26 protein-coding genes and 1 tRNA gene are annotated in these 24,138 nt (G+C 31.8%); 26 read left to right on the top strand and 1 reads right to left on the bottom strand.

Translation table 11 applies throughout. The features are described 5' to 3' along the window. The first annotated feature begins 201 nt into the window (after positions 1 to 201). The 26 genes from Sdiek1_RS11650 (at position 202) to Sdiek1_RS11530 (ending at position 24,002) form a co-directional block, all read left to right on the top strand. Positions 202 to 546, top strand: a complete 345-nt coding sequence (locus Sdiek1_RS11650; protein WP_087439268.1) for an NAD-dependent epimerase/dehydratase family protein — start codon at positions 202 to 204, stop codon at positions 544 to 546. Further along, complete coding sequence (locus tag Sdiek1_RS11645; RefSeq protein WP_087439267.1) at positions 539 to 1,921, top strand: mannose-1-phosphate guanylyltransferase/mannose-6-phosphate isomerase; 1,383 nt, start codon at positions 539 to 541, stop codon at positions 1,919 to 1,921. Before Sdiek1_RS11650 ends, Sdiek1_RS11645 begins: the two co-directional genes overlap by 8 nt. Next, on the top strand, positions 1,918 to 2,709 hold the full coding sequence (locus tag Sdiek1_RS11640) for an ABC transporter permease (protein ID WP_087439266.1): 792 nt from the start codon (positions 1,918 to 1,920) through the stop codon (positions 2,707 to 2,709). Before Sdiek1_RS11645 ends, Sdiek1_RS11640 begins: the two co-directional genes overlap by 4 nt. Further along, positions 2,709 to 3,935 (top strand): ABC transporter ATP-binding protein, encoded by a 1,227-nt coding sequence (locus tag Sdiek1_RS11635; RefSeq protein ID WP_087439265.1) that lies wholly within the window; start codon positions 2,709 to 2,711, stop codon positions 3,933 to 3,935. The genes Sdiek1_RS11640 and Sdiek1_RS11635 overlap by 1 nt, the downstream gene beginning before the upstream one ends. Beyond that, positions 3,925 to 4,275 (top strand): methionine biosynthesis protein MetW, encoded by a 351-nt coding sequence (locus Sdiek1_RS11630; RefSeq protein ID WP_087439264.1) that lies wholly within the window; start codon positions 3,925 to 3,927, stop codon positions 4,273 to 4,275. Before Sdiek1_RS11635 ends, Sdiek1_RS11630 begins: the two co-directional genes overlap by 11 nt. 61 nt (positions 4,276 to 4,336) lie before the next feature. Then, positions 4,337 to 5,200 (top strand): hypothetical protein, encoded by an 864-nt coding sequence (locus tag Sdiek1_RS11625; protein WP_238098961.1) that lies wholly within the window; start codon positions 4,337 to 4,339, stop codon positions 5,198 to 5,200. Next, positions 5,197 to 8,223: a glycosyltransferase gene (locus Sdiek1_RS11620; protein WP_087439262.1), complete on the top strand. Its 3,027-nt coding sequence runs from the start codon at positions 5,197 to 5,199 to the stop codon at positions 8,221 to 8,223. The genes Sdiek1_RS11625 and Sdiek1_RS11620 overlap by 4 nt, the downstream gene beginning before the upstream one ends. 87 nt (positions 8,224 to 8,310) lie before the next feature. Continuing rightward, positions 8,311 to 9,003 (top strand): hypothetical protein, encoded by a 693-nt coding sequence (locus Sdiek1_RS11615; protein WP_087439261.1) that lies wholly within the window; start codon positions 8,311 to 8,313, stop codon positions 9,001 to 9,003. A 75-nt stretch (positions 9,004 to 9,078) separates the two neighbouring features. Further along, a complete protein-coding gene (locus Sdiek1_RS11610; RefSeq protein WP_087439260.1) occupies positions 9,079 to 9,948 on the top strand; it encodes a hypothetical protein in 870 nt (289 codons plus the stop codon). Next, positions 9,935 to 10,708, top strand: a complete 774-nt coding sequence (locus Sdiek1_RS11605) for a hypothetical protein (protein ID WP_087439259.1) — start codon at positions 9,935 to 9,937, stop codon at positions 10,706 to 10,708. The genes Sdiek1_RS11610 and Sdiek1_RS11605 overlap by 14 nt, the downstream gene beginning before the upstream one ends. A gap of 17 nt (positions 10,709 to 10,725) precedes the next feature. Further along, a complete protein-coding gene (locus tag Sdiek1_RS11600) occupies positions 10,726 to 11,949 on the top strand; it encodes a hypothetical protein (RefSeq protein ID WP_087439258.1) in 1,224 nt (407 codons plus the stop codon). Continuing rightward, entirely contained in the window at positions 11,949 to 12,629 is a 681-nt protein-coding gene (locus Sdiek1_RS11595; protein ID WP_087439257.1) for an HAD family hydrolase, read from the top strand. The genes Sdiek1_RS11600 and Sdiek1_RS11595 overlap by 1 nt, the downstream gene beginning before the upstream one ends. Next, a complete protein-coding gene (locus tag Sdiek1_RS11590) occupies positions 12,626 to 13,690 on the top strand; it encodes a class II aldolase/adducin family protein (protein ID WP_087439256.1) in 1,065 nt (354 codons plus the stop codon). The genes Sdiek1_RS11595 and Sdiek1_RS11590 overlap by 4 nt, the downstream gene beginning before the upstream one ends. Before the next feature lie 13 nt (positions 13,691 to 13,703). Next, entirely contained in the window at positions 13,704 to 15,347 is a 1,644-nt protein-coding gene (locus tag Sdiek1_RS11585; RefSeq protein WP_202819560.1) for an NTP transferase domain-containing protein, read from the top strand. Continuing rightward, positions 15,344 to 15,712, top strand: coding sequence for a GtrA family protein (locus tag Sdiek1_RS11580; protein ID WP_087439254.1), 369 nt, complete (start codon positions 15,344 to 15,346; stop codon positions 15,710 to 15,712). Before Sdiek1_RS11585 ends, Sdiek1_RS11580 begins: the two co-directional genes overlap by 4 nt. Beyond that, a complete protein-coding gene (locus Sdiek1_RS11575; RefSeq protein WP_087439253.1) occupies positions 15,709 to 16,767 on the top strand; it encodes a hypothetical protein in 1,059 nt (352 codons plus the stop codon). Before Sdiek1_RS11580 ends, Sdiek1_RS11575 begins: the two co-directional genes overlap by 4 nt. Positions 16,768 to 16,883: 116 nt before the next feature. Continuing rightward, positions 16,884 to 17,249 carry a hypothetical protein gene (locus Sdiek1_RS11570; protein WP_088437459.1) on the top strand — a complete coding sequence of 122 codons (366 nt, stop codon included), beginning with the start codon at positions 16,884 to 16,886 and terminating at the stop codon, positions 17,247 to 17,249. Further along, entirely contained in the window at positions 17,249 to 17,716 is a 468-nt protein-coding gene (locus Sdiek1_RS11565; RefSeq protein WP_202819559.1) for a glycosyltransferase family 2 protein, read from the top strand. The genes Sdiek1_RS11570 and Sdiek1_RS11565 overlap by 1 nt, the downstream gene beginning before the upstream one ends. A gap of 233 nt (positions 17,717 to 17,949) precedes the next feature. After that, positions 17,950 to 18,195, top strand: coding sequence for a PI-PLC domain-containing protein (locus Sdiek1_RS15030; protein WP_202819558.1), 246 nt, complete (start codon positions 17,950 to 17,952; stop codon positions 18,193 to 18,195). 32 nt (positions 18,196 to 18,227) lie between these two features. Continuing rightward, positions 18,228 to 18,539, top strand: coding sequence for a PI-PLC domain-containing protein (locus tag Sdiek1_RS15025; protein WP_202819557.1), 312 nt, complete (start codon positions 18,228 to 18,230; stop codon positions 18,537 to 18,539). A 37-nt stretch (positions 18,540 to 18,576) separates the two neighbouring features. After that, the gene (gene gmd / locus Sdiek1_RS11555) at positions 18,577 to 19,611 is read left to right on the top strand and encodes a GDP-mannose 4,6-dehydratase (protein WP_087439251.1); all 1,035 of its coding nucleotides are present in this window, start codon (positions 18,577 to 18,579) and stop codon (positions 19,609 to 19,611) included. Continuing rightward, positions 19,589 to 20,488: a GDP-mannose 4,6-dehydratase gene (locus Sdiek1_RS11550; protein ID WP_087439250.1), complete on the top strand. Its 900-nt coding sequence runs from the start codon at positions 19,589 to 19,591 to the stop codon at positions 20,486 to 20,488. The genes gmd and Sdiek1_RS11550 overlap by 23 nt, the downstream gene beginning before the upstream one ends. After that, positions 20,478 to 21,587, top strand: coding sequence for a glycosyltransferase family 4 protein (locus Sdiek1_RS11545; protein ID WP_087439249.1), 1,110 nt, complete (start codon positions 20,478 to 20,480; stop codon positions 21,585 to 21,587). The genes Sdiek1_RS11550 and Sdiek1_RS11545 overlap by 11 nt, the downstream gene beginning before the upstream one ends. Further along, positions 21,584 to 22,678, top strand: a complete 1,095-nt coding sequence (locus tag Sdiek1_RS11540) for a glycosyltransferase family 4 protein (RefSeq protein ID WP_087439248.1) — start codon at positions 21,584 to 21,586, stop codon at positions 22,676 to 22,678. Before Sdiek1_RS11545 ends, Sdiek1_RS11540 begins: the two co-directional genes overlap by 4 nt. A gap of 6 nt (positions 22,679 to 22,684) precedes the next feature. Further along, positions 22,685 to 23,500, top strand: a complete 816-nt coding sequence (locus Sdiek1_RS11535) for a hypothetical protein (protein WP_161492038.1) — start codon at positions 22,685 to 22,687, stop codon at positions 23,498 to 23,500. A 10-nt stretch (positions 23,501 to 23,510) separates the two neighbouring features. Then, positions 23,511 to 24,002 carry a sugar transferase gene (locus tag Sdiek1_RS11530; RefSeq protein ID WP_087439246.1) on the top strand — a complete coding sequence of 164 codons (492 nt, stop codon included), beginning with the start codon at positions 23,511 to 23,513 and terminating at the stop codon, positions 24,000 to 24,002. Between the two features lie 59 nt (positions 24,003 to 24,061). On the opposite strand, the gene Sdiek1_RS11525 is transcribed toward Sdiek1_RS11530, so the two are convergent. After that, positions 24,062 to 24,137: transfer RNA gene (locus Sdiek1_RS11525), tRNA-Phe, on the bottom strand. Position 24,138 lies beyond the last annotated feature (1 nt).

Below are 24,138 nucleotides of genomic sequence, written 5' to 3'. Positions count from 1 at the left end.
CCCTTACATGTAAAATATTCAGATATTCTCTTCAACTTAATCTTCTTAACCCTACAAGAGAAAAAGTAACAATTTTGTAATATTAACAAAAGTGCTTAACTTCAAATAAAGCGAAGAGTTGTTACACTTCGTTAACTATTTATTAACAATATAAACAGAATGAATATTTGTTGATTCATTTTAAGAGAGAAAGTAATTTATATGAAAGTTTTGGTAACGGGCGGAGCAGGATATATCGGCTCTCATTCCTGCGTGGAGTTACTAAACGCAGAATTTGATGTTATTGTTTATAATATTTTTTTCAATAGCAAGCTTGAATTTTTAAAACATGTAATACAAATTACATATAAGAAGCTTATGTTTGACTCCTCTGCTTTAGTGTATAGCTATTCTACATTTCAATTATTTACAGAAAATTATTCTTTACATATTACTTATAGTCAAACTAAACTAATTATTAAAAAGATACTATGTTATTTTAGATATATGTATAAAAGTATATGTATCCCCTTAATAAAAATCCTAAAGGTTATATATAATGGTTAATTTGATTTTATGTGGCGGTAGCGGTACAAGACTTTGGCCTATTAGTCGAACATTGATGCCAAAACAATTTATTCGCCTTTTTGATGGACAATCACTCTTTCAATTAACAGTAAAACGCAATAAGCAATTGTGTTCCAAGCAACTTATAGTTTCCAATATTGAACAGTATTTTTTAGCATTAGATCAGCTCAATGAAGTAGGAGGAGTGACAGAAGCATATTACTTACTTGAACCTACAGCGAGGAACACGGCTCCAGCCATCGCCCTAGCTTGTATGGCGCTTGATGCTGAAGAAATTGTCCTTGTGACACCCAGTGATCATCTTATTAAAAACCATGAAGCGTACAAGCATGTTGTTGAACGTGCAAAAAAATTAGCACAACAAGATTCTTTAGTAACGTTTGGCATTACACCGGCATTTGCAGAGACTGGATTTGGTTATATAGAGGCAGATGGTGAAAATGTCAAAGCTTTTCATGAAAAACCTAATTTACATATGGCAGAAACCTATGTACAAGCAGGAAATTATTTTTGGAATAGTGGCATGTTTTGCTTTAAAGCAGGGGTGTTTTTAGAAGAGTTACATCAGTATTCTCCTGCTATTTATGATGCATGTAAGTTAGCTTTTGAAAGAAAGTTAACTACTAATGATTTAGAATTTAGAATAGCACTTAAAGATATGCAAGCTATCCCAGAAGATAGCATTGATTACGCGGTCATGGAAAAAAGTAAAAAAGTAAAAGTTGTTACAGCTGGTGATATCGAATGGAATGATGTAGGAAGTTTTGATGCGCTCTATCAGGAATTTCCTAAAGACGATGATGGTAACACGCTTTACAAACGATACATTAACGTTGATAGCAAAAACAATCTTATTGTACCAAGCTGTAGAGCTATAGCTACGGTAGATATAGAAGATCTCATCATTGTCGATACACCTGATGCATTGCTTATCTCCAAAAAAGGTTCATCTCAAAAAGTCAAAAGAGTCGTTGCAGAACTTAAAAATAGACAAACAGAGATTCACAACATCCACCTCACAGCGCATCGCCCATGGGGAACTTACACGGTACTCGAAGATACACCTGGTTATAAGATAAAACGCATTGTTGTCAATCCTGGAAAACGTCTTAGCTTACAAAAACATTTTCATAGAAGTGAACATTGGATCGTTGTTAGTGGTACTGCAACTGTTACGGTGGGTGAAGAGACAAGGCTTATACGCCCCAATGAATCAACTTATATCAAAATGGGAGAAGTGCACCGTCTTATTAACGACGGTAAAATCCCTATTGTACTCATAGAGGCACAAGTCGGTGAATACACAGGTGAAGATGACATCGTCCGTATTGAAGATGAGTACAATAGAATATGAAACAATTAAGAGCCATATGGGCATATCGATTTTTTATTATTAGCTCAATTAAAACAGAGTTTCGTTCTCGTTTTGCACGGAGTAAATTTGGCGGATTATGGATGGTTTTACATCCGTTAGCATTAGTGCTTATATATGCTTTAATACTTTCTCAGATAATGACTGCTAAATTACCTGGAGTAGCAACGCAATACGCCTATCCGGTTTATATACTATCGGGAATGGTTGGTTGGACTCTATTTTCAGAAATACTAGGTCGTTCGTTAACCGTTTTTATAGACAATGGAAACATACTTAAAAAAATGACATTTCCAAAACTATCACTCCCTTTAATTACCATAGGAAGTTCACTTGTAAACTTTGTGTTACTTTTTTTCATGATGTTTATAGTTTTTGGATTTTTAGGTCATTTGCCTTATCACGCTTTGTTCTGGCTGCCGCTACTTATACTTATAACTGTTGGATTAGCAGTAGGACTAGGTTTGTTTTTTGGTGTTCTAAATGTATTTATACGAGATGTTGGTCAAGTGATGAACATAATTTTGCAGTTTTGGTTTTGGCTGACACCTATCGTCTACATGTCATCTATCATACCTGAACGATACCATGGTTTGCTAATGCTAAATCCAATGACCGGAATCACCATGGGATACCAAAATGTACTTCTATATGATAAAGCACCTAATTTGAGTATTCTCATATATCCAAGTATCTTTGCTACTATAAGCTTGGTCGTGGCAATGATAATCTTTAAAAAAGCAAGTGAAGAAATGGCGGATGTACTGTAATGAAGAATGTATTGGAAGTAAAAAATATAAGTAAATCTTTTAAAGATTACAGTTCAGAATTTAAGCGCATTCTTTCGTGGTTTGGTTGTGACTTTAAGCCTATAACAGAACATCATATTTTAAAGCATATCAATTTTTCTATTGCTCCAGGTGAAGCTGTGGGAATAGTTGGACGAAATGGCGCAGGGAAGAGTACACTCCTAAAAATAATAACAGGGACGCTGAAGCCATCCAGTGGTAACGTCCATATAGATGGACGCATATCTGCTATACTGGAGCTTGGGATGGGCTTTCATCCTGATTTGACTGGTCGTCAAAATATTTATCATTCAGCAGGGTTGATGGGCTTTACAAATGAACAAATAGATGCAGTCATAGATGAGCTTAGAGATTTTGCAGAGATAGGTGAGTATTTTGATCAACCTGTTCGTACTTACTCTAGTGGAATGCAATTAAGGGTGGCATTTGGTGTGATAACTGCTTATAGACCTGATATACTTATCGTAGATGAGGCGCTGTCGGTAGGTGATGCCTACTTCCAACATAAAAGTTTAAATCGCATACGAGAGTTTCAAAAGCAGGGAACGACATTGCTTTTAGTTTCACATGATCGTGGAGCCATTCAAGCTATCTGCAATAGGGCTATCTTACTAGAAAAAGGTGCTGTCATAAAAGATGGAAATCCGGAAGAGGTAATGGACTTTTACAATGCACTTATAGCTGAAAAAGAAAATAGTACGATAAAGCAAGTAGTTAGAGAAGATGGCAAAGTAGAAACTATTTCTGGAACGGGTGAAGCAAGAGTTGAAGATATTGGTATTTACAATCAAAAAAATGAAAAGATAGAATATATTGCTGTTGGAGAGGATATTACTTTAAAAGTTAATATTGGGATTTATAGAGATATACCAAACCTTGTAGTTGGATATATGATCAAAGATAGACTTGGTCAACCAATTTTTGGAACTAACACTTATCATTATAATTCTGTAATAGAAAATAGTAAAAAAGGTGATGTTTTTAATGTAATGTTTTCATTTCCAATGAATTTAGGAGTTGGTTCATATTCTATTGCTATTGCGGTGCATAAGGACGATACACATATATCGGCAAACTATGAGTGGAGAGATCAAGCTTTAGTATTTAATGTTGTGAATACATCAAAAAAAGAATTTGTAGGATTCATATGGATGGAACAAAGAATAGAGGTCCAGCATGTTAAATAAAGATTTTTATAGAGCTTTTGAAGAGCGGTATTATGCCCCAAGAGAAATAATTAGAGAATTACGAAAGCAATATTTGCCAATAGTAGAGCCATTAATAAGTATTTATAGCAAGGGAAATACATTTGATTTGGGTTGTGGTAGAGGTGAATGGCTAGAATTAATGCAAGAAAATGGATTTAATGCATTTGGGGTAGACTTAGATGAAGGTATGCTTAAGGCTTGTTATGAAAGAAATTTACAAGCGTCACAAGGAGATGCCGTAGAATCTATAAAAACACTTGAAAGTGATAGTCAAGTTTTTAGTCAGTGCATTTCATGTTGTAGAGCATATTTCTTTTGAAAACTTACAGGTATTTATTCAAGAAGCATTGAGAGTACTTAAGCCTGGTGGAATACTTATAATGGAAACACCAAATCCTGAGAATATTAAAGTTGCAACAGAAAATTTTTACTTAGACCCTACACATATAAAACCTATACCTTCTAAGCTACTTTCTTTTTTACCTGAATTTTATGGTTATAATCGTACGAAAACATTAAGACTGCAAGAGTCTAAAGAGCTTACAGTGCAAAAAAATGTTAATTTATTTCAGGTTATAGAAGGAGTTAGTCCTGACTACGCTGTTATTGCGCAAAAAGAGGCAAACGCAGATGTTTTAGAGAAGTTTGATAAGATTTTTAAACAAGACTTTGGATTATCACTAAGTACTCTTACTGATAGGTTTGAAAATCGTTTGCAAAACATAGAAGCCAAAGCGAGTGAAGCAGAAGTCAAAGCGAGTGAAGCAGAAGTCAAAGCGAGTGAAGCAAAAGCCAAAGCGAGTGAAGCAAAAGCCAAAGCGAGTGAAGCAGAAATTCAAGCCAAAAATGCTTGGGATAATTATTATACTGTGGTCAATAGTAACTCATGGAAAATAACTATGCCACTACGATTAATGGGTAAATTTCTAAGATGGTTTATTTATGGCTCGTATCACTGGTTAACATTTTCACCAACTAGTAGGCCACGAAGAGTTATAAGACAGAAAATGATTAATATTAAAAATTATATTAATACTCACCAGCGTTTTAAATATATAACAATGGCTATTTTAAATTATTTTCCGCATATACGTGCAAGGTTAAAAAGAGTTGGACAGATTCAATTTTTATATGATAAAGATAATAATATAGAAATATATCAGCATCTTTCTCCTAACGCAAAGAGGATATATATTAAATTAAAAAAAGATATAGAAGAACAAAAGCGTAGAGGTGAAAAATGAGGATAGTTATTGATTTACAAGGTGCACAGTCAATAGGATCACGAAACAGAGGAATTGGCCGTTATTCACTTTCTCTAACAAAAGCAATTATTAGTAATTGTGCTAATCATGAGATATTAGTTGTGCTAAGTGGACTTTTCCCTGATACCATTATCCCGTTACGAAATGAATTAGAAGGATTATTGTCTCAAAAAAATATATTAGTTTGGGATGCACCGCAGAATGTTAGCTATATAGATAAATTGAATGATGTCCGTAGAGAATCAGCAGAGTATATTAGAGAATCATTTTTAGCGACCCTTAATCCTGATATGGTACTTGTTACAAGCATGTTTGAAGGGCTTGTTGATGATGCTGTTAGCAGTGTTGGGTTGATCGATCGAAAAATACCAACTGCATGCATCCTTTATGATTTAATTCCTCTCATCAATTCATCAACATATCTTGATAATCCAGATATTAAAAAATGGTATGAAGCAAAAATTGCTCATCTTTGTAAAGTGGATCTTTTATTGTCAATTTCTGAGTCTTCTCGCCAAGAGGGAATAGATTATCTTGGTTCAACCAATGAGTTTACTGTCAATATTTCTACGGCTTGTGAAAAACACTTTAGGCCACTTGTAATTAATGATGAATATGAACTTTCTTTACGTGCTAGGTATTCTTTAAAAGATACCTTTATTATGTATACTGGTGGTATTGATCATAGAAAAAATATTGAGGGATTGATTCGTGCATATAGCAATTTACCCCAAAATATTCGTGATAAGCATCAGCTTGCAATAGTATGTGCTATTCAGGAAAATGATCGAACTAGATTAGGGGCTTTAGCCAAAAATCATGGCTTAGACTCTCATGAAATAATTTTTACTGGATTTGTTTCAGAAGAGGATTTGGTAGCGCTTTATAATTTATGCAGAGTATTTATTTTTCCATCGTGGCATGAAGGCTTTGGTCTGCCAGCGTTAGAAGCGATGTCATGTGGAAAAGCAGTTATTGGAGCGAATACATCTAGTATCCCTGAAGTGATTGGGTTAGAAGAAGCACTGTTTGATCCCAAAAATGATCAGGCAATAACCGATATGCTGGTAAAAGTTTTGTGCGATGATGATTTTCGTATGATGCTTGCCTCGCATGGATTGGTACAGGCAGAAAATTTTTCTTGGGATAAATGTGCTATAACTGCTATTAAAGCTATAGAGCATTGGCATGTTCAAAACATAACTCTTGAGCAATCATTATTTACAGAGAAAGGCCTAAAATTAGCATATATTTCTCCTCTTCCTCCTGAAAAAAGTGGTATAAGTGATTATAGTGCCGAACTCTTGCCTACGTTATCAAAATATTATGATATTGATGTTGTTGTTGAACAAAATTATGTATCAGATCAATGGATTAGACAAAATTGTAACATTAGAAGCGTAGAATGGTTTCGAGAGAATCATTCAAGTTTTGATCGAATTCTTTATCATTTTGGCAATTCCTTTTTCCATCAGCATATGTTTGATTTGTTGATGAATATTCCTGGCGTTGTTGTCCTCCATGATTTTTATTTATCAGGCATACTTGGAAATATGGAATTTAACCCTACGAATAACTATATTTTTTCGAAAGCTCTTTTTAAAAGCCATGGCTATAAAGCATTCAAGGATAAATATGGTACAAAGAATATAGCAGATACAATTTTGCAATATCCTGCTAATTTAGAAGTATTACAAAATTCTCTTGGCACAATAGTTCATTCTGAAAACTCAAAGCAATTAACAAAACAATGGTATGGACCAAGCATGTCTTCAAATATGACAGTCATTCCTCTTTTGCGTTCATCTGGAATTATTATTGATCGTGATTTGGCTCGTCAAAGACTTAGCATTCCTAAAGAATCCTTTGTCATATGTAGTTTTGGATTTTTGGGGGAAAGCAAATTAAACCAACGTTTACTGAATGCCTTTATATGCTCAAAGCTTTCCAAAGAGCCTGATTGTTATTTGATTTTTGTGGGTGAAAATAATAATGGACAATATGGCATTAGTCTTGTAGAGATTATCAAAAAATCTGGTCTAAAAAATCGTATCAAAATTAGTGGCTGGGTAGATAAAGATACATTTAGAGATTATCTAGCATCCGCAGATATTGGAGTCCAGTTGCGTACATCGTCACGAGGAGAAACATCTGCAGCTGTTTTAGACTGTATGAATTTTAATTTGCCTACCATTGTTAATGCCAATGGTTCTATGGCAGATTTGAGTAGAGACACTGTGTGGATGTTAGAAAATGAATTTACAGATAGATCTTTAATCGAAGCACTTGAGACTTTATGGGCAGATGAAGAAAAACGAAAAAATTTAGGAGATAGAGGTAAAGATGCTATCCGCACTTTACATAATCCACAGGAATGTGCATTTCAATATTTTAAAGCAATTGAACAATTTTATGAAAATCCAAAGTCTATTATTTTTAATTTAATTCATCAAATTTCTAATATTAAAAGTATTGATGAAGAAATATTGATGCTTTTAGTTTCTAATTCTTTAGCAAAAACTTTTCCAGCTTTTCCTATGCAGAAGCAGTTATTTGTTGATATTTCAGAATTTATTCAGCAAGATATAAAAAGTGATCTTCTTCACGTTGTATGGAATGTATTAAAAGAGCTTATTGAAAACCCTCCTATCAGTTATCGTATTGAACCTATATATGTAATGTCAAATAATTTTGGTTTTATGTATGCACGTCAATATACATCTAATAAAATATTAAATATTCCCAATAATTTTTTATTAGATCAACCGATTGATTTTGACAAAGATGATACCCTTATATCATTTAATACCTCATTATCAGATCCATATACTTCAAAGCACAAATACTCTATATTTGAAGCAAAAGGAGTAAAAATTTCTTTTGCATTACACGATTGGTTAAATATGAATAATTTAGCGACTGTTTCAAACGTGGGTAATATAGCTAAAGAGAGTATAGATGTAAAACAATTGCAGAATTATATTATTGAACAACTAGCATGAATTAATAATTTTATTTTATATTAGCAGTTAAGTTTTATTAAGAATAAAAGAATATAAGCCATAAAAGAACAATATAGAGGTTATTGAATGAAAATTAAGTTATTTAGTTCAGAGTTTATTAGTATTATGTATTTTTTTATTGTGCTTACTTTAATAGCTTATTATGTTGAAGTTTATTTATGTGGAAATTATTTTTGGACATTTTGGCCAGCAAATTATTGGGGAATACCAAATATTTATTCTAATTTCTCATTTACACCAATATTGGGGGGCAATGAACGAGGTTGGGATGGTCAATTTTATTATTATATTTCTAATGATTTATTAGGTATTGGTGATACCTATAATCATGTTGATTCTCCATCTTATAGATGGCAAAGAATTGGATTGCCTATCTTTTCAAAGTTTTTATCATTGTTAATGTTTAGTAATATTGTGTTACCAATACATTTCATTCTAGCAAATATTTTAATTACATCGGTTGGTTTTTACTTTCTAATTCAGTATTATAGAGAACTTGGAATAAATCCTTTTATTGGCTTATTGTGGGCTTTTTCTTTAGGTGTATTAATTACATTAACAAATGGTCTTCCTGATGCAGCGGCTGATGCTCTTTGTTTAATAGCATTTATTTCGTATCTAAAAAACAACAAAGTTATGTACATGTTATTTATGAGTTTTGCCGTTTTAACGAGGGAAGGGTATGTTGTCGTAGCATTTGTAATTTTTTGCGTAGAGTTCTTTAGTTTAATTAAAGATAAATATTTATCTAAAAAATAAATATTTTTTGATCTTGTTAAAAACATTATAGTAGTTGCGATTCCAGGCATTATTTTTTTTATTTGGCAATTGTATGTGACTTTTCATTTTGGAGTTTTACCTGCATCTCAGGCGTATAATATTACAAACTTACCTTTTGTATCCATCTTTAAAACGCTACTTCGTTTAATTACTTCTGAAGACAATACAGCTTTGTTGGGTTTATTTATTTTTATAACCATTACTGCTTTATCAATAATTTTAAGTTATATTAAAATGTTTAAAAATAAAAAATATATACCTATATTTTTTTATGGAATACTTATTATTTCATTAGGTGATACAGTAATGTTATATTATAGAGATTTTTTAAAGGCAATAACAATTTTTATTGCACTTTTGCCTATTCTTGTTATAGGATTTAATAAAAAAATTATTATTTTTGTCTATGGTATTTTAATTATATCAGTACTTTTTAGTTTAGAAGAATATCCTTTTGTTCGAGGTGATGGCTTTGAACCTCTTGGCTTTACTGTTGATATAGCCAATTCATATAATGCAACAGCACTTACAAATTTTAATAGTAAATTAGAAATTCTTGATTCTTCATCAACTAGGTATATTAAAAAGTTATTGAATATTGATAAAGAGATTTTAACAGTAAAAATTAAAAATAATTCAAATCAAATATGGTTTGCTAATGCTAATAAAGATGGTAATTATGCAACGATGCTTACATACCATTTTTTTAAAGTTGGGAACTTATCTCACCCAATAGGTGGAGATTATAGAAGCAAGCTCTCTAAAAATATTTTACCTAATGATGAGTCCATTGAAAAGATGATAATCTATTATCCAAAAGAAAAAGGAAAGTATATATTAAGAATAACGTTACTACAGCATCCGGTTGCATTTTTTTATAATGTAGGTGGAGCATTTAAGGATATAGCAATTGAAGTCAAATGATTTAAGCGGTGTGAGGGTGCTTTTTTTATTAATTCTAATGATGAAAGTTTTTCTTATTTTCTTATTTTCTTCTCAGTTAAGCAGTGAGTTTTTTACACCATTTGTGCTATCTTCAATTTCACATGAGACGAATCCGTGGCAATATTATTTTGAAAATAACTTAAATATAGATGCATTTCCCTATCATTCACTGATGCTTTATATTTTATATCCTTTTGCTTGCATAATTAATTTAACTGGTATTGAATCTTTTTTAAAAATTCCTTCATTGCTAGCTGATGTTGGCATACTTCTATTTTTGTTTAAAAGTTTCCCACATAAAGAGAAAAGTATTTTATTATATTATTTTTTAAATCCCATCATTATTTATGCAATATATGTACATTCACAGCTTGACCTTATCCCTACAGCACTATTTATTTGGTCTATATATTTTCTAATGTCAAAGAGATATACTTTTTCTTCTATTCTTCTAAGCTTCTCCTTAGCTACAAAATTTCATATTATCGTAGTACTACCATTAATATTATTTTATCTTTATAAAACTACTTCATTGAAAAATATATATAAATATCTATTTGTAGTTATTATAATATTTTTTATTTTGGATTTACCATTCTTATTTAGTGATGGTTTTATAAATATGGTGTTGTTTAATCATCGGCAATCGTTAATATTTGATTCTTTTTATAGTATTGGTGAAATTAAATTGTTATTACCTGTAGCTGCTATTCTTTCAGTATATATGCATTTTTTTTAATCAAAATAAAGTAAATAATGATTTATTATTTTTTTTATTTTGGACTTTTATTTGTAGCAGTTATATTTTTTATATATCCATCTCCAGGGTGGTATGTTTGGATAGTACCTTTTATTTCTATATATTTAATTAAAAATACGCATGAGCAAAAAAGTTTCTTATTGTATGCAAACTTCTCACTTGCATATTTGGTCTTTTTTATTTTTTTCTATAAAAGTGAGTATCAAGATATTCTATTGATGGGAAATGCAATTAATTTAAAAATTTTGCATGAAAGATTTCGTAATTTTTCATTTACTTATTTAGAAGTAATGCTTATGGCTATAATGTATGCTTTTTATAAGTATGGGATTAAAAGTAATTCGATTTATAAAAAACAAACTAATCTTTTAATTGGAATTGGCGGAGATAGTGGAGTGGGAAAGACTACTCTATTAAATAGCTTTCAAAATATTTTAGGTACTAAGTTACTTCAAATTGAAGGAGACGGTGAACATAAATGGGAGAGGGGCGATAATCATTGGTCCAAATTTACACATCTTGACCCCAAGGCTAATAATATTCATAAACAGGCAAATGCTATTTATGAATTAAAACATAACCGCTCTATTTTTAGAAGTGAATATAATCATCATACGGGGAAATTTACTCCTCAAGTTAAAATAGATCCAAAAGAATTTATTATTATTTCGGGTCTTCATCCTTTTTATTTACCAAAAGTTAGAAAAATAATTGATTTTAAAATTTACCTTGATACCGATGAAAAATTACGGAGGCATTGGAAAATTATTCGAGATATGCAAAAAAGAGGTTATAGTTTAGAAAAAATAATTCAACAAATAGAGGCAAGAGTAGAAGATACTTTGAAATATATTTATCCTCAAAAAGCTTTTGCAGACTTGGTTATTTCTTTTTTCCCGATTCAAGAATTTGAGATTGGCGATATTAATCAAAAAATAGACTTAGGGTTGAAGCTTACAATAGATGCGAGTATTCATATAGAAGTATTATTTGATTATTTGACTTGCCCATATATTTGGGACTACAACGAAGATTTGTATACACAGTATATAGAGTTGTGTCAGGAACCTCATATAGATTTTGAACTTGTTGCACATGAATTAGTACCGAATATAAATGAGATAGTGTCGATAGAAGCTCATTGGGAAAAAGGATATGATGGATTTATTCAGCTTATTGCTTTAATAATGATTAGTGAAAAGCTAAGAGAGGATATTTGATGAGGTTTGAAGGAATATTATTAGATATAGATAATACTATTTATCACTATGAAAGTTGTCATAAGAAAGCCAACCAAGCTGTTTTAGATTTTGTTCTAAAAGAAGTAAAAATTGCTGATTTTGAGAATGCTTTTATAAAAGCGAGAAGAGATGTTCATATTGAATTAGCGGAGACTGCTTCATCACACAATAGACTTTTGTACTTTCAAAAAACATGTGAATATGTAGGGATTAATCCACTTAGCTGGGCAGCGAAATTTTATAATGTGTATTGGGATACTTTTTTGGATTCAATAGAGCTTTATAGCGGAGTTTTTGAGTTTTTTGAGGATGTTAGTCCAAAATACACTATTTGTTTTGTAACTGATTTGACAGCATGTATTCAGTATAGAAAAATTGAAAAATTTGGGTTATCAAAATATGTTTCACATATTGTAACTAGTGAAGAAGCTGGTAGAGAAAAACCTCACCCTTATATGTTTTTATCCGCATTAAATAAACTAAATATGAACCCAAATCAAGTATGTATGATTGGTGATAGTTATCAAAAAGACATTATAGGTGCTTCATCTTTGGGGATTCAATCAATTTGGCTTAATTCAAAGAGTAAACAAGAAAATTATAATAAAAAATTTGTCACTGAGATAAAAGAATTTAAAGAAATTTTAGGGTTATTATGAAAGAAATTCAAGATTTAGTAAGTTTATCAAAATATGCAGGAGAGAGGTTTGATCTAGTGCAGGCAGGCGGTGGAAATAGCTCTGTTAAGCTTAATAATGGCACGATGTTGATTAAGGCATCTGGATTTCTATTAAGTGATGTCGAAGAACATAGTGGATATGCAAAAGTGAATACAGCAAAAATTGCTAAGATTGTCAAAAATGAAGAAATAATTTCAAGCAATGATAAAAGATATAGAGAAAGACTAGCATCCATACTTGTAAAAGAAGCTACTGTCGATATTAATAATCGACCTTCTATCGAGACATTACTGCATTCATTACTTTATAAATACACTCTGCATACTCATCCTATTGTTGTGAACATGATTGTTAATAAGAACGATTGGAAAGTGGTTCTTAAAACTATTTTTAAAGAAGAAATTGTATTAATAGAGTATCAAACTCCAGGGATAGAATTAGCATTGGCTCTTTATACCGAAATATCAAAATATGAGAAAATTCCAAAAATTATATTCTTGCAAAACCATGGATTAATAATCACGTCTGACAATATGCAAGAAATTAAATTTTTGAAAGAATATGTACTTAATACAATAGAGTGCTATTTGCATATTGATCTGGATAAATATAAGGTTACTAATATTGTATCAACTTTAGTCAATCAAATAAGTGGCCAAAATTCTATCGCATATTTATCTAATGATATAGATTTAAATATGTTTATTATGCAAGATAAAAATTTATTTTTAAAAACACCTTTTTGCCCAGATTCGTTGGTCTATTGTGGTATCTGTGCAGTAGAAATTACAGATATTAAGGATAGTAAACCAATTCAGGAATATCAAAATACTTATTATGAAACTCCCAAAATTTTATTATTTAATAATAAAATTTATATCATTGCCCAAAATATTAAAAAAGCTAAAGAGATAGAAGACGCACTAAGATTTCATATCATTGTTTTAGAAAACAATAGTGAAAATACCAATTTTTTGGAGTTTGAAGAATTAGCTTACCTAATGAATTGGGAAGCTGAAAAATATAGACAAAAGATTTAGGAGATAAAATAATATGCACATTGTAGTCCCGATGTCAGGAGTTGGCAATAGATTTATAGAAGCAGGATATAAAGAACCTAAACCACTTATTATTATTGATGGAAAGCCAATTATTGAGCACGTATGTGACCTTTTTCCCAACGAGACAAAGTTTACATTTATTTGTAATGCAAAACACTTGACTGAGACAAATATGAGAGAAGTTTTACTTGGAATAAAACCAAATGCTAATGTGGTAGAAATACCAAACCATAAAAAAGGCCCTGTTTATGCCGTTCATCTTATTGAAAGTTTAATTAATGATGAAGAAGAAGTTATTGTCAATTATTGTGATTTTGGAACCTATTGGGATTATGAAGATTTTTTAAAGCATACGCGAGATAGAAATGCCGATGGTGCAATTCCTGCATATAAAGGCTTTCATCCTCATATGCTTGGTAGCACAAACTATGCTTTTATGTGTGATGAAAAACAGTGGATGTTAGAAATTAAAGAAAAAGAACCTTTTACAGACAATCGGATGAATGAATATGCTTCCAATGGAACTTACTATTTCAAAAAAGGTTCTTATGTCAAGAAATATTTTAAAGAACTGATGGATAAAGATATTAGCCTTAAGAGTGAATATTATGTTTCTCTGGTCTATAATTTATTAGTCGCAGATGGCTTAAATGTATCTATTTATAATATTCAGCATATGTTACAGTGGGGAACACCCCAAGATGTTGAAGAGTACAATGCTTGGTCGAAATATTTTCGAGATATTATCAATGAAAAAAAGAAACCTGTTGCAATAAAAAACAGTGTTACATTGATTCCTCTTGCTGGGCATGGTAGCCGTTTTTCAAAGATGGGCTACAAAGATCCAAAACCATTGATTGAAGTTAGTGGAAAACCTATGATCATTCAGGCAGCAGATTGTTTACCAAAGAGTGAAAATAATGTTTTTGTAACATTAAAAGAGCATTTAAATAATTACCCTGTAGCAAGTGTGTTAAAAGCCGAATATCCAAGTGCGAAAATTGTCTCGATTGCAGAAGTAACTGAAGGGCAAGCGATTACATGCAGTTTAGGATTAAAAGAGGTAGATAGCGAATCTTCTTTATTGATAGCGGCTACGGACAATGGTATGATTTATGATAAAGCAAAATATCAATCTCTCATTGAAAATGAAAATGTAGATGCAATCGTCTTTACCTTTCGACATCATATCTCCAGTAAAAACAATCCTCAAATGTACGGATGGATTAAATCAGATAATGATAACGTGATAGGTGTGTCGGTCAAAGTACCAATTTCAGACAATCCGTATAATGACCATGCAATTGTTGGAACGTTCTATTTCCGAAAAGTGCAATTCTTTAATGAAGCACTACAAAGCTTACTCGACAAAAATATTCGTGTTAATAATGAATATTATGTCGATAGTATGGTTGGAGAACTCATATCTTTAGGATATAAGGTCAAAGTTTTTGAAGTAGATGATTATATCTGTTGGGGTACACCAGATGATTACGAAACGTTTATCTATTGGCAGAGTTTTTTCCACAAAATATCATGGCACCCATATTCTTTGGAAAAAGATTCAACCGTCAAGCAAGAAAAAGTACAAACATTAGATATTCAATACAGAACATTTGAGCAAAAGTATCGATGAACCAAATCAAAAAAGAGCTCAAAAGGTTTTTAGTAGCCGGACTTAGTGCGGTAGGGACTGACTTAGTGAGTTATTATTTATTACTAAGTTTTTTATCCCATGATGTGGCAAAAGGAATATCGTTTCTTTTGGGAACAGTTGTTGCCTATATTATCAATAAATACTGGACTTTTGAAAAACATGAAAAGTCTTATAAAGAGGTCGTGAAATTTAGTATTTTGTACAGTGTGACATTTGGAGCGAATGTAATGACTAATAAAATGGTTCTAGAGATGACTACTATAGTGTTTTTAGCCTTTTTAGTAGCCACAGGGGTTAGTACGATACTAAATTTTATTGGGCAAAAATGGTGGGTATTTAAATGAAATTAATGAGAGAATATTTAGAAAAGAATTTTTTGTTATTATTCTTTAGCTTTGTTCTTGTTGCGTTTTATAATTATATTGTATTTAAAAATATTTACAGTTTGGCATATGTTCCTGATGAGACATGGTTCTATCGTACAGCTATTCAATCGTATATAAATGATACTTTTCGTAATAACCTATTTCATGTCAACGATTTTGGTTATGGTGGGCTATGGTGGAGTGTATATACTATTTTTATTCATATGTTTCATTCTATGATTGATTATACATTTTTACTTTCTCAAGATGCATTGTTAAACAGAACCGAGTTTTTAAGTTTTATCCGAGAAGATTTAACGCAGCTTTACCCTCTTATCGCTATGAGATTTATTAACTTGTTTTTATTAAACATAGTTTTTATTATTATTATTTACAAGAGTATTCAGCAAAATATTCTTTTTATTTCTGGTTTGGTGGTTTTATTACTAACTCCTATGTTATATTGGAGTGGTAAAATGGCATCTCCTGAATTAACAGCGATTACAATAGAATTTATAGGTATTTACTATTTTTTCCAAAAGCGCTATTACCTTGCAATATTTTTACTTATATTCTCTCTAGGCATTAAACCAACTGTTCTTCCCGTCATTGTAGTTGTTGGGTTATTTCTTTTGTATCAATTGTACAAAACTAACAGTTTGAATTTAAGCTATCTGATGAAATTATTTATGTGCGCTATATGCGGTTTTATTGTAAGCAATCCTATAGTGCTTCTACATCCTAAGACATATGTAAAAACGTTATTGAGTTTTAAAAATCTATTTTCCCTTAAGGAGTATGGGGTATTTGATAATATTGAAGACCAAATACAACATATTATTTTCAAAGAAAACTTTTATATGTGGGAAGGAACGATGTATGGAAGTTTAGAATATTGGTCTTTCCCTATAATTATATTGTGTTGTTTATTTTTTATACTGTTTTGTATTTTCACAAAAAAAAGAAAGCCCACTTTTTGTTATGTTGGTATTTGTATTTTATGTGTTATTTATGCTCAAGCAACCATTTCATAATTGGTACTTTTTTTTCGGTTATTATTTTATTACCTTTTTTATTTTATGATTTATCACAAACATTTTATTCTAAAATAGTACTTATTTTTGGGGTAGTGTTTTTAATATTTGTGAATATGCCAAAGATAGAATCTGAGCTTGCAATTAAGAAAACTTTCCTTGCTAATATAAAACAATTTCAAGAAGTTAATACTTGCCTTGCGCAAGAGATATTAAATAAGCATTTAGCTATTAAAAGATTATTTAACAGTAGTGAAATTGGATTGTCTTTAAAATCCATTCCTTCTGGTGAATACTTTAATTATCATGATACATTTGTATATAATAAAGGTTTTAGAGGGGGGGACTTGTTCGTTATTGGTAATCGTGCAGAAACATTTTTCCCACATTTAAAAAGCAATTTTTTCTATCACAATTCGGAACATATTACTCAAGGAAGATGTGGCTTTGTTGAATATTATTACATTAAGGACGAAATATAATGAAATTGTCAATAGTAATACCTTGCTATAATGAAGCTAAAAATATCCCATTGATTTTAGAAAAATTTAAAAGCGTAATTAATAGAGATGATATAGAAGTTATAATGGTTAATAATGGCTCTACAGATAACTCTCACGAGATTTTAGATGAGCTTATATTTCAGTATCCCTTCGCTAGAGTTATCAATGTTGCAGTGAATCAAGGATATGGATTTGGAATAGTTTCTGGGTTAAAAGAGGCAAAAGGTGAGTTTATAGGCTATACACATGCTGATATGCAAACTGACCCGTCTGATCCAATCAAGGCACTGTCAATTATAGAAAAACAATCTAATCCGCACAACTGCTATGTGAAAGGTGATAGGAAGGGCCGTTCCTTATTTGACCAATTTTTCACCATTGGTATGAGCGCATTTGAAACATTTTTATTTGGGCTCAAAGCTTTGGGATATCAACGCTCAGCCTAATATCTTTCATAGAAATTTCTTTGATAGTGTAAAAGAGAGTTGTCCGAAAGATTTTTCTTTGGACTTATATTTTCTTTATATGGCACAAAAAAAAAGGTTACATACTATTCGATTTGATGTGATTTTCCTCCCCGAATTCATGGAGAATCAAGTTGGAATACAGGGCTTTCATCAAAATGGAAGTTTATCAAGCGAACAATAGATTTTAGTGTCAGGCTTAAAAAGGAACTTTAATGGAATTTATTGCACATAGAATAAACACGATAGCAGAGTTAAGTCAAGTTCCCATTGAGTATGGAGTCGAGCTTGATTTAAGAGATTATGGTAATAGACTAATATTACAGCATGAACCATTTACTGATGGGGAGGATTTTGAGGAGTACTTAAAGTACTATCAGCATGGCACTATGATTTTAAATATAAAAAGTGAGCGAATAGAACATAAAGTTTTAGAACTAATTAATAAATATATAAAATAAAAAAATATTTTTTTCTGGATAGTTCATTTCCGATGATCTATTTATTATCAAATCGAGGTGAAAAAAATATTGCATTACGATTTTCAGAGTTTGAGGGAATTGATACAATTTTGTGTATGAAAAATAATGTTAAGTGGGTTTGGATTGATTGTTTTAGTAAGCTACCTATCACACAAGAGAGTTATCATATTTTAAAACAAAATGGTTTTAAAATATGTCTGGTTTCTCCCGAGTTGCAAAGTCAAGATAGTAAGCTAGAAGTATATAAGCAGTATTTGAATGATAACGCAATAATTTTTGATGCTATTTGCACAAAAAATCATTGTATTAGAAGATGGATGTAGATAAAATTATATAAATAATTACGAATAGGGAGAATATATGAAAAAAGCAATAGTAACAGGTATTACAGGGCAAGATGGAGCATATCTTTCAGAGTTACTTTTAGATAAAGGTTATGAGGTTTACGGAACTTACAGAAGAACAGCGTCAGTTAATTTTTGGCGTATAGAAGAGCTTGGAATTGAAAAGCATCCTCATTTGCATCTTCTAGAGTACGACTTGACTGATCAAGCCAATAGTATACGTATGGTTATGGAGATAAAACCAGATGAGATTTACAACCTTGCAGCTCAGAGTTTTGTAGGTGTGTCATTCGAGCAGCCTTTGGCAACAGCACAGATTACAGGACTTGGAGCTGTTCATTTACTTGAAGCTATTCGTATTGTGGACCCAAAAATTAAATTTTATCAAGCTTCGACTTCTGAGATGTTTGGCAAAGTACAAGAGATACCTCAAACAGAAAAAACACCACTTTATCCTCGTAGCCCTTATGGTGTAGCAAAGTTATATGCGCATTGGATGACAATTAACTATAGCGAGAGTTATGGGATTTTTGGATGTTGCGGTATTTTATTTAACCATGAGTCACCAATTCGTGGACGTGAATTTGTAACGCGCAAGATAACAGATAGTGTAGCGAAAATAAAGCTTGGTAAATTAGATGTATTGGAACTTGGCAATATGGATGCAAAACGCGACTGGGGATATGCCAAAGACTATGTTGAGGGTATGTGGCGAATTCTTCAAGCCGAAAAGCCAGATACATTTGTTTTGGCGACTAATCGAACCGAAACGGTACGTGACTTTGTAAAGATGGCATTTAAAGCGGCTGGAATTGAGCTAGAGTTTAAAGGTAAAGATAAGAATGAAGTAGCTATCGATAAAGCGACAGGAAAAACAGTTGTTCGTGTCAATCCCAAGTTTTATAGACCTGCTGAAGTAGAACTTCTTATAGGAAATCCTGAAAAAGCAAAACGAGTATTAGGATGGGAACCAAAATGTACTCTTGAAGAGCTTTGTTCTATGATGGTCAAGGCAGATATTAAAAGGAATGAAGTTGGATTTAGCTTCTAAAAAAGTCCTTATTACAGGCATTGACAGTTTTACAGGGTTTCATCTTAAAACGCATTTGAAAAAACAGGGTTACCACGTATATGGGACTGTTTTTAGCAATGGAGATGGTGTAGAAACTTTTACATGTAACATTACTAATAAGGACAATTGTTTACATGTAATGCGCCAAATCCAACCCAATTTTCTCATTCATCTTGCAGGAATATCGTATGTGGGGCATGATGACGTAGAAGCATTTTATAAAGTCAATATCTTGGGAACACAAAATATTTTGAATGCATTATGTGCGTTAGAAAATAGCGTTCAAAAGGTCATTTTAGCAAGTAGCGCAACAGTCTATGGTGACCAAGGATGCGAAGAGCTTGATGAGTCAATGTGCCCAAAACCAGCAAATCATTATGGTATCAGTAAGCTTGCTATGGAACATATGGCAAGAGGTTATTTTGCAAAATTGCCCATTACCATCGTAAGACCATTTAATTATACGGGCATTGGGCAGCCAGAGCATTTTTTGGTGCCTAAGATTGTGAGTCACTTTAAGCGCAAAGAACAAACGATAGAACTAGGCAACTTGTATGTTGCACGAGAATTTAATGATGTAGCGTTTACATGTAAAGTCTATGAAAAACTCTTAGAGAGTACAATGCACTCAGACATAGTCAATCTTTGCTCTGGAAAAGCTATTAGCTTGATGGAAATTATTTCTTTGATGAATGCTATAGCAGGATATGAGATAGAGGTTAAAGTCAATCCTTCTTTTGTAAGAGAAAATGAGATAAAACGTTTAGTCGGCTCAACACAGAAGTTAGAAAAAACTATAGGTCATATCTGTCCTATAGAACTAGAAGAGACATTGCAAAAGATGTATGAAGCCTAAAATTATTATAGATACACTTTCTTTACTTGGTAATTTAAGTGGCATAGGGCGTTATACTTATGAAATAACAAGAATATTATCCCAAAATTCTCAGTATCGATGGGACTTTTTTTATGGATATATCTCACAAAAACTCATTGCTCGAGAAAGCGCAAAAGCGCAAAAATATATTCGTAGTCTCGTTACAAAAAATGTTTTTTTTAAAAAGTGGATTAGAAAGTGTTTATACCTTTTTTCAGGTTTTTTTTCACCCTATTACGATCTCTATTGGCAGCCAAATTTTATACCAATTAAAAGTATCAAAGCACGAAAAATTATTGCTACGGTGCATGATTTTTCGTGGGAACTTTTTCCTGAGTTTCAGCCTCAAGAGCGTGTAAAGTATTTTCAAGACAATTTTTATATACAAATCGCTCGATGTGATCATATCATTACAGGATCTTACTTTACTAAAAAAGAGATTCTTGATCGTACAAGCGTTAACCCTGAAAATATTACAGTGATTTATCATGGCATAAACCATGTACTTTTCAAGCCTCTTTTAAAAAATAGAACCATAAAACAAAAGTATATTTTGGCGGTGGGAAGCATCGAACCTAGAAAAAATCTGAAAAATTTATTACTAGCATATTCGCAATGTGATAAAGTATTTAAAGATGAATACCATCTTTATTTAGTAGGTGATAGTGGGTGGAAAAATGATGAGATCATGAAACTGGTTGAAAGCATGAGTCAATGGGTACATCCTACGGGTTACATTAATGATGCAAAATTAGCAAATATGTATAGAAATGCAAGCGTGTTTGTTTATCCTTCTTTTTATGAAGGTTTTGGAATTCCTCCTCTTGAGGCGATGGCGTGTGGTACCGCTATTATTGCCTCCAATACATCGACACTACCAGAAGTGTGTGGAGATGCAGCGTATTATGTAGATCCTTTGGATATTAGAGCTATTATGGAGAGTATGAAAAAAGTTTTAAGTGATGAAGTATTGCGTCAGGATCTTATCTCTAAAGGATTACAGCACGCTCAAAAATTTAGCTGGGAAAAAAGTGCAAAAGAACATATGACGGTATTTGAGATGGTACTAAAACAATGAAGATAGCAATAGTACACGATTGGTTAGTGACGTATGCTGGAGCTGAAAAAGTTCTTGAACAACTTTTAAAACTCTATCCAGAGGCAGATATATTTACTATTGTAGACTTTTTGCCCAAGAGAGATCGAGCTTTTTTAACTGGACATAAAATTATGACAAGTTTTATTCAAAGCCTGCCATTTGCAAAAACAAAGTATCGAAATTATTTGCCTTTGATGCCACTTGCTATAGAACAATTCGATGTGTCTATATATGATTTAGTGATCTCAAGTTCTCATGCAATTGCAAAGGGCATTATTACAGGACCAAATCAAAAACATATTTGTATGTGCTATTCACCTATTCGTTATGCTTGGGATTTGCAGCATCAGTACTTAAAGGAAAGTGGCTTAGATAAAGGATTAAAAGGTTGGTTTGCAAAATATTTTTTGTATAAAATGCGTATTTGGGATAGCCGAACATCCAATGGCGTTGATCAATTTATTGCTATTTCTGAGTTTATTCAAAGAAGAATTTTGAAAGTTTATAGGAGAGAATCAACTGTTATTTACCCTCCTGTAGATGTTGATAGTTTTGAGTTATGTACCCAGAAAGAAGATTTTTACCTTACGGCTTCCCGTATGGTTCCTTATAAAAAAATAGATCTTATTGTTGAAGCATTTGGTCAAATGCCCGATAAAAAGTTGATTGTTATTGGAGATGGTCCTGATATGGCAAAGATCAAGGCCAAAGCAGGGGCTAATGTTGTTTTATTGGGTTATCAACCATTTGACATTCTAAAAGAGCATATGCAAAAAGCCAAAGCATTTATTTTTGCTGCTGAAGAAGATTTTGGTATTACTCCTGTAGAAGCTCAAGCCTGTGGAACACCAATCATTGCCTATGGAAAGGGTGGAGCTAGAGAAACTGTAGTTGAGAATGAAACAGGTCTTTTTTTTGAAGAACAAACTATCCATTGCCTTTGTGCGGCTTTGCATCGTTTTGAGGCTAAAGAGTGGAACCATGCGACTATACGGCAACACTCTTTACATTTTAGTACTCAACGATTTTTAGATGAAGTAACATCCTATATAAACAACTCTATGAAGTAATATATGATGAAAGAAGTATTATCAAAAATCATATTAATTTGTGCAGATATCTTAAGTTTGTTCGTTTCGATAGCAATTACACTCTTTATAAGAGATCTCTTTCAAGCATACTTTATGCAACCATTCCCTCATGAAATAGGGATGTCCTCTCAATTTTTACTTTTATCTAGCACAATGATAATAATTTTTATGATACTCAGAATGTATCATGATAGAATGGATTTTTGGCAAGAAGCTCAATTAATATTCAAAGGATTAGTTTTAACAAGTCTTATTGTTTTATCTATCTTGGCAATGACTCATACGGTACAAGAATATTCTCGCTTTATGATTATTATTTCATTCTTGGGAACTCTCGTTATTATACCATTACAAAAAAATATACTTAAACGCTTTTTATTTCGCATTGGTTTATGGAAAAAAGAAGCCATTGTTATAGGACAAGATCCTTTTTTCTCTAAACATGTTTTTACAAATCCTTATTTGGGGTATGTTTTAAGTCGTAGAAATCAAGCAAAAACTTTATTTATTGCTTCCTCTTATACTCAAGATGGAATTGAACAGCTAATGCATAAAGCTTTATTGCATAAGCAAGAAGTTATTTTTGTTCCAATCATTAAAAATTACGACTTTACGCGTGCTCATATTATTCAACTCTCAAATGCTCGTAGCAATCTTATTATTGTTGAAAACAACCTTTTAAATCGAACGAATAGGGCGTTTAAAGTTGTATTAGATTACATGGTATCTTTGATTATTTTACCAAGTATTTTTCCTTTAGTGATTATTATTGCATACTTAATAAAAAAAAGAAGAACCTAATAGTCCAGTAATTTTTCAACAAAAACGTTTAGGAAAGAGTGCAAAAGAGTTTACATGTTATAAATTTCGTTCTATGAGAGAAAATAGTGAAAATATCTTAACAGAGTATTTAATAAAGCATCCAGAAGAAGAGGACCATTATAAACTATATCATAAATATAAAAATGATCCTCGTTTGACTAAAATAGGGAATTTTTTAAGAAAATCCTCATTAGATGAATTACCTCAAATACTCAATGTTATTAAGGGTGATATGAGTTTAATAGGGCCGCGCCCTTATATGCTCGATGAACGTTCAAAAATAGGGAATAGTGCGGATATAATTTTAGTAGTTAAGCCTGGAATTACAGGTCTGTGGCAAGTCAGTGGACGTAATGATGTTAATTTTAAAAGTCGAATAGAAATGGATATATGGTATGTGCGTAATTGGTCATTTGGTCTTGATATTCAAATCTTGTTTAAAACTATTTTAGTAGTGCTTGGAAAAAAGGGAAGTTATTAAATCAATACAAATTTTTTAGGTTAAATAACACAAAATTTTCTTGATTAGTTAAAATGAGGTGGTGGCTGGAGACGGAATCGAACCGCCGACACGGAGATTTTCAGTCTCCTGCTCTACCGACTGAGCTATCCAGCCA

Source organism: Sulfurospirillum diekertiae (assembly GCF_002162315.1).
GTDB lineage: Bacteria > Campylobacterota > Campylobacteria > Campylobacterales > Sulfurospirillaceae > Sulfurospirillum.
The sequence above is the reverse complement of the archived record's forward strand: the minus strand, read 5'-3'. Positions and strand labels throughout refer to the sequence as shown.